Raw genomic sequence first — 6,705 nt, 5'->3', positions numbered from 1 at the left:
CGTCGAACGTAGCTACCTACGGCTCAAGCAGTGGCGCGGCATCGCCACCCGGTACGACAAGCACGCCCGCACCTTCCTCGGCGGCGTGCTGCTGGCCGCGACCATCATCCACATCAAAACCCATTAGGAGACAGGCTCTAGACCGTAGGTTAGACCGTAGATTGTCGACTTCTCGGAAATCGAAAGGGCCTCTGATCTGCGTTTCCGCAGGTCAGAGGCCCTTTTCTGCTCCCCCGGTTGGACTCGAACCAACAACCCTCCGGTTAACAGCCGAATGCTCTGCCAATTGAGCTACAGGGGATCGCGCGCCTCGTGAGCCGCGAGCGCAACTCTAGCAAAGAGCGCGCCGGAACTCGAAACGAGGGATCACCCGCGGACGACCGCAGTCAGAGCCCGACCTGCTCCCGCAGGTATGCCGTGAGGTAGGCCACGGCGGCCCGCACCTCGGGGTCGTCGGCAGGGGTGCCTCGACCGAGCACGGTCTGGGTCAGCAACTCGCCGGTGGCGAGGTCCTTGCGCACCACCACCCTGCCGCTGCGGCGGCGTCCCTCCAACGGAAGCGCCTCAGAGAGCACCACACTGGCCTGAACGCGCTCGTGGATCGTCTCCGGTATCCGCATCTCCTGCTCCTTGAACGTCCACTGCACCGGCCGTTCGCGCGTCACCCAGCTGACGGTGAGGGTCCAGTGGTCGGAACTCCAGACACCGGAGTCCACGTCGTGCCAAGGACGGCGCAGCACCGTGACCTCGTCGGTGGCGACGACCAGGTGCGTGGTGGTGGCGATGACATGCGCCCCGGTGTTGTCATCCACCGCGAACGCCAGCGTGCGCTCGCCCGGCTCCAGACCGGCATACCGCTCGATCTGCGCCGGCAAACGCTGCTTGCGCTTCAACCGCACGTCACTGCGCCTCTCGCAGGCGCGTCCGCCCGCAGAACGTCCGGTGGGTGATGGTGATGCAGCCGTCGTCGTCCTGCAGGCGGGCCCCGAGGTCTCGCACCTGCGCCAGGACCGCTTCGCGCTGCTCGTGCGCAGCCACGAAGGACCAGGAGGCGACCTGGTCGACAAAGTCCTGCACGTGCTGGCGCTGCTCATAGGGAAACACCGAGCCTTCCAACGGCTCGAAGCCCTCGATCGTCCTTCCGCTGAGCGGGTCGCTGCTCTCCCGATCGGGGACCCCGTCGACGATGTCCGTCAGCTCGGCCACCCACGGGGCCCGCTCGTCGACGACGTGCCAGGCCACCCCCAGGGTCCCGCCCGGACGCAGCACCCGCGCGACCTCCGCAGCGGCCTTCTGCGCATCGAACCAGTGCCACGCCTGCAGGCACACCACCGCGTCCACCGCATCGTCGGCAACCGGCAGCGACTCGGCGCTCCCCTGCCGAATGACCAGCTGCTGCGTGCGCTCGTCCGGCAGCTCATCACGCCAGTCGCGCAGCACCTCCAGCATGCCCATCGACGTGTCGACCGCCGTCACGCGATGGCCGTGCTCGACCAGCCCGCGCGTGCCCTTGCCCGTGCCGCATCCCAGATCCAGCACCTCACGGCGCTCCGCGGGCGCGCCGATCAACCAGTTGAGGGTCTCCGCGGGCCACTCCGGACGCCCCCGGTCATAGGTCGCGGCGGCAGCACCGAACGACCAGCGTCGCACCTCGATCGTCGAGGGGTCTGAGGTCATCGTGGTCCCTTCGGGTGGGGCAGGCCGCACCACTGGCCGGCGGGCGTCCGAGACCCACCCTCTCACTCCAGGGTCGCCCGCAGGGTCGACAGGGCCTTCTGCGTCTCGTTCAGCCGCTGGGAGACCGTCCGCATGCGCTGCGGATCATCCGAGGTCCGGCGCACCTCGCTGAGCAGCGCATCGATCTCTCGGCGCAGTGGCTCGGCGCGCACCGTGACCACCAGGGACTGCACGTAGCGCCAGTCGGGCCGCCCCGACATCGGATCCAGCTTGGTAGGCAGTGAGGCCACCGCCAGTTCGGCAACCATCGGCTTGACGACCGGTGACACCCGCTCGGCAATGGCGTCGGTCCAGCCCGCTGCCGACCTGATCTGGGTGGGGTCCGCGGCCACGATCGCCTCGAAGATCGCGCTGTGCATCGGCGCGTCGAAGTCGCCGGGCGCGATCAGGGCACGCTGGTCGTCCGGCACACAGGTGGGGAACTGCACCAGGCACTGCAACAGCTGCCGCTCCGCCTGCACCACCGGGTTCCGCAGATCCGGCACCGCGATGTGCGGGCCGGTCGGCTCGTCTGGTGGCTCCGGCGGCGCCTCGCGCGAGGTATGCCGCTCGGTCGCCTTCGCGTGCGCGGCTCGGCTCACCGCCGCACCCAGCTCCTCCATGCCGACCCCCAGCCAGCCGGCGACCATGCGGGCGTACATCGGCTTGCGGTCCGGGTCGCGCACGGTCGCCAGCATCGGAGCGACCGCCCGCATGGCCTGCACCCGCCCTTCGGCCGCGTTCAGGTCGAACCGGTCGATCGTGGTCCGCGCCGCGAACTCGAACATCGGCACGGCAGCGTCGACCAGCGTGCGCACCGCCTCGTCGCCGCCGGACAACCGCAGCTCGCACGGGTCCTGCCCGTCGTCGGCGACTGCGACGAACGACTGGGCGGCCCAGTGCTCGTCCAGCTCGAACGCCTTCATCGCCGCGGCCTGCCCCGCCTTGTCACCGTCGAAGGTGTAGACGACCTGGGCGCTCTGGTCATCGCGCAGCAGCCGGCGCAGCAGCTTGACGTGCTCCGCGCCGAATGCCGTGCCGCACGTGGCGACCGCCTGGCCCACGCCGGCCAGGTGGGCCGCCATGACGTCGGTGTAGCCCTCGACCACTACGGCCCGACGGCCCTGCGCAATCTGCTTCTTCGCCAGGTCCAGGCCATAGAGGACGTGCGTCTTCTTGTAGATCGGGGTCTCTGAGGTGTTGAGGTACTTCGCGGCGATCCGGTCGTCGTCGAAGATCCGGCGAGCGCCGAAACCGACTGTGTCGCCGGTGATGTCCCGGATCGGCCACACCAGCCGCCCACGGAACCGGTCATAGAGGCCACGCCGGCCCTGGCCTACCAGACCGGCCAGCGTCAGCTCCTCGGCCGTGAAACCCTTGCCTCGCAGGTGAGCGGCCAGGGCCTCACCGCCGCGGGGCGCGAACCCCACCCCGAACTGCGCGGCCGACTTGCCGTTGAATCCCCTCGCGCGCAGGAAGTCACGGCCGGCTCGCGCGTCACCCTGGGCCAGCAGCTCCTCGGCGTAGAACTCCTCGGCGACGCGGTGCGCCTCGATCAGGCGGGTGCGCCGTCCGAGGTTCTCCTTGCGCGGCCCCGACCCCTCTTCGTAGTGCAGCTCGATGCCGATCTTTGCGGCCAACCGTTCGAGCGTCTCGGCGAAGGTGAGGTGCTCCACCTCCATGACGAAGGAGATGACGTCGCCGCCCTTGCCGCAACCGAAGCAGTGGTAGGCGCCGCGCGCGGGACTGATCTGAAACGACGGCGTCTTCTCATCGTGGAAGGGGCACAGTCCCTTGAGTGAGCCGGATCCGGCGCTCTTGAGGGTGACGTGCTCGCGCACGACGTCCTCGAGGGAGGCGCGCTCCTTGACCAGCGCAATATCCTCCGCCTTGATCAGCCCCGGCACCGCTCGCCTTCCTGTCACGTGCGTCGTCGAATGGGCGCCGCCTTCGGCCGCGACGCTGAGGCGAGTCTATGGTGTCCTGCCGACGCTCCAGCGACCGTCACGGGCACAGGTGGACAACCACGTCGGCAGCCGAGCCGCCGTGGATCTCGCGCCATCCGGTGCCCGCCCACAACGACACCCGATCCGGGTCACCCGCGGCCGCCGCTGCCGCCCGCACGGGCTTGGTCAGGTGGTTGACCATCGGGTAGACGGCGGGCGTCACGGGGTCGAGCCGCTCGGTGAAGGCATTCGTCAGGGCCCGGGCCGGGCGCCCGCTGAACGCCCGCGTGACCAGGGTGCTGGTGCGCTGCGGGTCGGACAGACCGGCGCGGTGGGGTGCGCTGGTGCCCGCCTCGTCGGTCAGTAGGAAGGCCGTCCCGCACTGGGCGCCGATGGCGCCCTGCCCCAGAGCCTGCGCGACGTCTTCGCTGCTGATGATGCCGCCGGCCACCACCAGTGGCAGGGACGTCAGGTCCTGCACCTGGGGCAGCAATTCCTGCCAGTTCAGCCCGTTGGGAGTTGCCGCGACCTCGTGTGTGCCGCGATGCCCGCCGGCCTGCGTGCCTTGCACGCAGAGCGCGTCCGCGCCGGCTTCCGCGGCGGCCTGCGCCTCCTGCGCGTCGGTCACCGTCACCATCAGGCAGGAACCGGACTCGTGGAGCCGCTCAATGACCTTTGGGTCCGGCACCCCGAACATGAAGGTGACCAGCGGCACCCGCTGCTGCACGAGCAGGTCCACCTTGTCGTCGAAGTGGTCGTGGTCGTCCCACCGCGGGGTGCCCGGCTGCACGTCGGGCCCGGCGAAGTCGGCCAGCAGCGCGGCATACGCCCGGACGCTGGGCTCGTCACGCTCTCGGTCGATCGGGGTCGGCACGAAGAGGTTCACGCCGAAGCCCCGGTCGGTCAGTGCGCGAGTGCGGGTGATCTGGTCGGCGAGGTCCTCTGCGGTGCGGTATGCCCCGGCGACCAGGCCGATGCCACCGGCGTTGCTGACGGCGGCGACCAGCTCCGGCGTCGTCGGGCCACCCGCCATCGGTGAGCTGAGGATCGGCCGGTCCAGCCTGGGAAACGACACGCTCATTACGTCCACTCCTTCGCCAGCATCGTCGCGCGCCGGTCGGTCAGCGCTGCCACTTGGTCTATCACCACGCGCAGCGCTGCCGACTCGTCGGGAGCCGCGTCGTGATCCTCGGCATACATCGGGTCCAGGCGGCTCGGCCGGTCCTGATACATCTGGACGAGGGCGTGGATCATCTCGCGCTGCGTGCAAAGCAGCTCGAGCCGCTCATCGGTCAGCATGACGAACCGGGCGGCGACGGACTTCATCATCACGCACTCGGCGAGCACCGGTGTCGGGATCACCACGTCCGCGGCGAAGCGGGTGAGCTCGCCGCTGCCATACCGCTGCCTGGTGGCCAGCTCGACACTCCCGACGAAGTGCCCGATCAGCCGGCTGGTCATGTCCTTCAGCTCGGCGACGTCCCGCCGCCCGCCGGTGTGCGACGCAGGCACCACCCCGCTGGCGACGACGCGCCGCAGAGACTCCGCCAGCTGCTCCTGCTCCAGTTCGGGCGCATAGATCTGCTGGGCCAGTGCGGCCAGCGAGTCGACCTCATCGCGAGATCGCAACGCGCGCAGGTCGATCAGACGCGCCGTGATGCCGTCCTCGACGTCGTGCACCGAGTAGGCGACGTCGTCGGACCAGTCCATGACCTGCGCCTCGACGCAGCGCCGCTGTGGCGTATCGGTGGGCACCGGGCTGCGCACCCAGTCGAAGATCTCGGCGTCATCGTCGTAGCAGCCGAACTTGCCGGTCGCGCCTGCGGCTTCACCCCGTCGCCAGGGGTACTTGGTCGCCGCGTCAAGACACGCGCGCGTCAGGTTGAGCCCGACCGACCGGCCATCAGGGGTGGACCGCTTGGCCTCCAGCCGGGTGAGCAGCCGGAAGGTCTGGGCGTTGCCCTCGAAGCCGCCGATCGGCTCCGAGACGTCATTCAGCGCCGTCTCCCCGTTGTGCCCGAACGGTGGATGCCCCAGGTCGTGGGCAAGGCACGCCATGTCCACCACGTCGGCATTGCAACCGAGTGCGGTGCCGAACTCCCGCCCGATCTGGGCGACCTCCAGGGAGTGGGTCAACCGGTTGCGACTGAAGTCGTCCTGTCCCGGCTGCAGGACCTGGGTCTTCGCGGCCAGCCGTCGCAAGGCCGCGGAGTGCAGCACTCGAGCGCGGTCGCGGGCGAAGTCGTCGCGGTCGGCGTGCTTCTGGGCCGGGTCCTCGCCGACAAAGCGCTCGCGGTCACCGGCCTGGTATCCGGTCACTGCGAGGCTGCCTCGAGTTCACTCAGCACCTCGGTGACGAAGTCGGCCAGCCAGTCCCGCTGCTGCTTGGACCAGGCGTCCGCAACCGGGTCGACGGGGAAGAGCACCCCCGTGTCGTCGGCGGAGGCCAGTGCCAGGTCGGTGCCCTCGGCGTCTTTCACGACCCGCCAGTGCAGTGCGGAGTGCCGCTGCAGGTGCTCCCCCATCGCCATCGCGATCGTCGTCAGGGTCTGGGTAGGGTCCTGCCGGTGATCCGCCGGGGTGCGCAGCACCTGGTCGAAGTACCGCGCATACGCCGCGTCGATGCTGGCGAGTTCATCCGGGTCGATGGCGGCCTGCCGAGCACGCTCGAGCCACTCATGCAGCGCCTTCACTGCGGCATCGTCCAGCGGATCGATCACCACCCGCGGGCCGCCGCTCATGCGCGCATCATCCGGTAGGCGGCGCGTCGTCGGCCGCGCCATGACTCACCGGTGCGCGACGAGTGGCGATGCACAGGGATACGACACATATCCCAGAGCCTATGCACTGCGACGCTCACCGAGCGAGTAGGCGAGCACAAAGCCGCACATCTTGTTCGTCCGCGCACGATGCATCATCGTTGGCGGATCGTCCAAGGACCACGGATCGGGGCGGCCAACAGGCCCGTGACGCTCGTCGTTGCTCGACCTGCGCCTCGTCGAGATCGCAGTTCTTCGCCTTAAAACATGATGGAGGGCTGAGA

Annotated in this window: 6 protein-coding genes, 1 tRNA gene and 1 pseudogene; 1 reads left to right on the top strand and 7 read right to left on the bottom strand. The window is 69.3% G+C overall.

Annotated features, from left to right (window positions below; translation table 11 throughout):
* Window positions 1–127, top strand: a pseudogene (locus FGL98_RS19040) (IS5-like element ISMt1 family transposase); the annotation flags it as partial.
* 101 nt (window positions 128–228) lie between these two features.
* Here FGL98_RS19040 and FGL98_RS19035 read toward each other — a convergent pair.
* The 7 genes from FGL98_RS19035 to FGL98_RS19005 all read right to left on the bottom strand — a co-directional run bounded on the left by FGL98_RS19035 (window position 229) and on the right by FGL98_RS19005 (window position 6,403).
* Window positions 229–301, bottom strand: a tRNA-Asn gene (locus tag FGL98_RS19035).
* An 85-nt stretch (window positions 302–386) separates the two neighbouring features.
* Window positions 387–899, bottom strand: coding sequence for a hypothetical protein (locus FGL98_RS19030; RefSeq protein ID WP_146319431.1), 513 nt, complete (start codon window positions 897–899; stop codon window positions 387–389).
* A 1-nt stretch (window position 900) separates the two neighbouring features.
* Window positions 901–1,677 carry a class I SAM-dependent methyltransferase gene (locus FGL98_RS19025; protein WP_146319429.1) on the bottom strand — a complete coding sequence of 259 codons (777 nt, stop codon included), beginning with the start codon at window positions 1,675–1,677 and terminating at the stop codon, window positions 901–903.
* 62 nt (window positions 1,678–1,739) lie between these two features.
* The gene (dnaG, locus tag FGL98_RS19020) at window positions 1,740–3,623 is read right to left on the bottom strand and encodes a DNA primase (RefSeq protein WP_146319427.1); all 1,884 of its coding nucleotides are present in this window, start codon (window positions 3,621–3,623) and stop codon (window positions 1,740–1,742) included.
* Window positions 3,624–3,720: 97 nt separating this feature from the next.
* Window positions 3,721–4,743 carry a nitronate monooxygenase gene (locus FGL98_RS19015; protein ID WP_146319425.1) on the bottom strand — a complete coding sequence of 341 codons (1,023 nt, stop codon included), beginning with the start codon at window positions 4,741–4,743 and terminating at the stop codon, window positions 3,721–3,723.
* The gene (locus FGL98_RS19010; RefSeq protein ID WP_146319423.1) at window positions 4,743–5,981 is read right to left on the bottom strand and encodes a deoxyguanosinetriphosphate triphosphohydrolase; all 1,239 of its coding nucleotides are present in this window, start codon (window positions 5,979–5,981) and stop codon (window positions 4,743–4,745) included. The genes FGL98_RS19015 and FGL98_RS19010 overlap by 1 nt, the downstream gene beginning before the upstream one ends.
* Window positions 5,978–6,403: a DUF3806 domain-containing protein gene (locus tag FGL98_RS19005; protein ID WP_186526259.1), complete on the bottom strand. Its 426-nt coding sequence runs from the start codon at window positions 6,401–6,403 to the stop codon at window positions 5,978–5,980. The genes FGL98_RS19010 and FGL98_RS19005 overlap by 4 nt, the downstream gene beginning before the upstream one ends.
* Window positions 6,404–6,705: the final 302 nt, after the last annotated feature.

The sequence above is a fragment of the Leekyejoonella antrihumi genome (assembly GCF_007845645.1).
Classification (GTDB): Bacteria; Actinomycetota; Actinomycetes; order Actinomycetales; family Dermatophilaceae; genus Leekyejoonella; species Leekyejoonella antrihumi.
The sequence above is the reverse complement of the archived record's forward strand: the minus strand, read 5'-3'. Positions and strand labels throughout refer to the sequence as shown.